Origin of the sequence: Corallococcus aberystwythensis (assembly GCF_003612165.1) — a bacterium.
Lineage (GTDB): Bacteria > Myxococcota > Myxococcia > Myxococcales > Myxococcaceae > Corallococcus > Corallococcus aberystwythensis.
The window spans coordinates 1-3,420 of sequence record NZ_RAWK01000472.1; the positions used below are offsets into that span (position 1 = coordinate 1).

The following is a 3,420-nucleotide window of genomic DNA, read 5'->3' on the forward strand; positions in this document are numbered from 1 at the left end:
GAGCACGCGCGCGGGACGTCGCTCGCGGATGGGGCGGCCTTCACGTGGGAGGTGCTCCTGGCGCCCGGCGCGGGGCTGCTCCTGCTGCCGGTGGTGGCCCTCTGGCGTGAGCGGCGCCGCGAGTGGGACATCGTGTTCGCCTATGTCATCGCGTCCTTGCTGGAGGGCGGGCTCGCTGTCGTGGGGGATGGCGTGGACGTCAACGCCTGGTTCGACTTCTTCATCAGCGCCAGCCTGGCCGCGGGCCTGCTGGGGGCGGTGCTCCTCCAGGGACAGCCCCAGCCCCAGCCGTGGCTCCGCCGCGCCGCGTGGGCGTGCCTCGTGGCCACCCTCGTTCCGGTGGGCATGGACTACCGCACCCGGTTCGGGGAGGCGGCCGCCACCGTCCGGGCGCTCCCCGTGACGGAGGGGACGTTCGCGCGCTACGCGGCCCTGCTGCGGGAGGCGCGCGGGCCGGTGCTGTACGAGGACCGGCTGATGGGCTTCCTGTCGGGCAAGCCGTACCTGTTCGACCGCTTCACGGGCGCCGCGCTGGTGCGCTCGGGCGCGGTGCCTGAGCGGGTCCTCGCGGATCCGCTCCGCGCCGGGACCTTCGACTGGCTCGTGTTCGAGCGCGACATCCGGCCCCGGCTCGCGGAGCTGCGCGGCCGGGGCTACGACTGGACCCGCGTCACGGGCACGCCTGGACTGGCGTGGACGGACAACGTGCTGCTGAGCATCGACGAGGCCTACGAGTACGTGCCCACGGAGGGCCCGTACCATGCCTACCGTCCGCGCCGCTCCGCCGCGGTGAGGTGAGGGGCCGCGGCTCCCGCTGCTCCCAGCGCTTCGTCCAGCACCCGGGCGACGGACTCCACGTTCGGGGCCGTCAGGACGGTGTCGTGACTGCCCGGCACCACCGTGGTGTGGAGGGCGCCCTGGATGAGGGGCCTCCACACGTCCGCGAAGGGCGCCAGGCCCGCGGGCCGCTCCCGGGCTTCGATGAGCACCAGCGAGCCGGCCAGGGGCTGGGGGCGGTACTGGTTGTGGGCCCGCGCGTTGCGCAGGAACAGCTGGAGCATGTGCTGGACGCGCTCGCGTGAGCGCTCCGCCGGGAGGTCCGCGGACTGCTGCACGTGCATGAGGAGTCCGGAGACGCCCTGCGTGACGAGCCGCTCCCGGGCTTCCGCCTCGGGCATCCCGGAGTCCAGGGCGAGCAGGAGCGCGGCCTCGGAGGCCTGCTCCTCCTCGGTGACGTCGCGATCCGCGTCGTTCGCCGGCAGCGCGTCGATGGCGACGAGCGTGCCCACCTCCTGCCCCGCGCGCGTGAGCTGCCGCGCCATCTCGAAGGCGATGACGCCTCCCACGGACCAGCCGGCGAGCTGGTAGGGCCCCGTGGGCTGGACCTCGCGGAGCTGCTCGATGTAGCGCTCCGCCAACGCCTCCAGGGTGGCGGGCTCCACGGGACCGCCCTCCGCGCCAGGGGCCTGGAGTCCATAGAGGGTGCGAGGGCTCCGCAGGCGGCGGACAAGCTCGTGGTAGCAGAGCAGGTGTCCGCCCACGGGATGGATGAGGAAGACCGGGGGCCCGTCATCGCCCTGGCGCAGGAGCACGCGGAGAGAGGACGCGCGTCCCGGTGTCCGTTCGCGCACCTGCCGCGCGAGGGCTTCCAGCGTGGGGGCGTGGAAGAGGGTGTCCAGCGGAAGCGCGACCCCGAGCCGCCGCTCGATGCGGCCCATCAGGCGCAGCGCGAGCAGGGAGTGTCCGCCCACCGCGAAGAAGTCATCGCGCATGTCCGGTTCGCCCGTGGAGAGCACTTCCCTCCAGAGGTCCGCGAGCACCTGCTCGGTGGCGTCGCGTGGCGCCTGACGCTCCAGGGCCGCGTCCTGGGCTCCTGCTTCGGGGAGCGGCAGGGCGGCGCGGTCGACCTTGCCGTTGGCGGTCAGCGGAAGCCGCTCCAGCACCTGGATGCGGAAGGGCAGCATGTACGCGGGGAGACGGTCCGCCAGATGCGCTCGCAGCGAGGCCTCCACGGACGCCTCCGTGACGGCGGGGCCGTCTTCCCGGAGCGTGACCCAGGCCACCAGCCGGGTGTCGTGGGCTGAGTAGGCCCGTGGCGCCACCACGCTGTCCCGGACGTGCGGGTGCGCGAGGAGCTGGGCTTCGATCTCCCCCAGCTCGATGCGGAAGCCGCGCAGCTTCACCTGGTGATCGTTCCGGCCCACGTAGGTGAGCCCTGTCTCGGACCGCCAGCGGACGAGATCTCCCGTGCGGTAGAGGCGGGCTCCGGGCTCGCTGGAGAAGGGATCCGGGAGGAAGCGCTCGGCCGTGAGGTCCGGTCGGCCCAGGTAGCCACGGGCCACGCCCTCGCCGCCAATGAACAGCTCTCCCGTGACGCCCACCGGCACCGGGTGCAGACGCGTGTCCAGCACGTGGACGCGCACGTTGCGCACCGGCCGGCCGATGGGGAGCTCCGCGCCGTCCGGCACGGAGGACTCCGCCAGCTCGGCGAGCGTCGCGACGATGGTGGCTTCCGTGGGGCCGTAGGTGTTCACCAGCCTCGGGTGGGAGCCCACCTGCCGCCGCCACCGGGCCAGGTGCTCGGGGGACGCCTTCTCCCCGCCGATGATGATCAGGCGCACGCTGTCCGGCAGGACGGTGGGGCCATTGCCCAGATCCGCGGTCAGCTCATGCCAGAAGGCGGTGGGCAGGTTGAGCACGCTGATGGCGTGCTCGCGGCAGGCATCGAGGAAGGCCCGCGTGGATTCGAGCATCGCTTCGGTTCGCGGCACGAGCGTCGCGCCACGGCAGAGCGTGGGGAAGATCTCCTCGGCGCTCGCGTCGAAGCTGACGGATGCGAACTGGAGCGCGCGGTCTTCGGGGCGCAGTCCGTACTGCTCGATGGCTGCCAGGGTGTAGTTCACCAGCGCGCGATGCGGGACCACCACGCCCTTGGGGTGGGACGTCGAACCCGAGGTGTAGATGACGTAGGCCGCATCCAGTGCCGTCGCGCCGGACTCCGGAGGTGTCTCCGCATCCTGGCCGGTGCCGGTGGCCTCCTCCACGCCAAGCCATGCGAGCCGCGTGTCGGAGAAGCCGTCCCGGAGGTGCTCCTGTCCCACGATGACCTGGACCGCCGCGTCCTGGAGCATGAAGGCGCGGCGCTGCGCGGGCAGGGTCGGATCCAGTGGGAGGTAGGCGGCGCCAGCCTTGAGGATGGCGAGCATGCCGGCGAAGAGGAGGGGTGAGCGCTCAACGCAGAGGGCGACGACATGGCCGGGCCGGACGCCGAGGAGGCGCAGGCGGTGAGCGAGCTGATTGGAGAGGGCGTCGAGGCGAGCGTAGGAGAGGGATTCGGCGCCGAAGCGGAGGGCGGTGGCGTCGGGGGTGAGGGAGGCCTGGCGCTGGAAGAGGTGGTGGACGCAGGCGTCGTGGGGGAAG

Annotated in this window: 2 protein-coding genes; one reads left to right on the forward strand and one right to left on the reverse strand. The window is 72.7% G+C overall.

Going from position 1 to position 3,420, the window contains the following annotated elements; all coding sequences use genetic code 11:
* The coding region (locus D7W81_RS42665) for a hypothetical protein (RefSeq protein ID WP_158621789.1) at positions 1-798 on the forward strand (798 nt) is incomplete at its 5' end.
* Here D7W81_RS42665 and D7W81_RS40480 read toward each other — a convergent pair.
* Positions 765-3,420, reverse strand: a 2,656-nt coding sequence (locus D7W81_RS40480) for a non-ribosomal peptide synthetase (RefSeq protein ID WP_147445812.1), incomplete at its 5' end; no start/stop codon positions are given. The two genes, D7W81_RS42665 and D7W81_RS40480, sit on opposite strands and share 34 nt — an antisense overlap.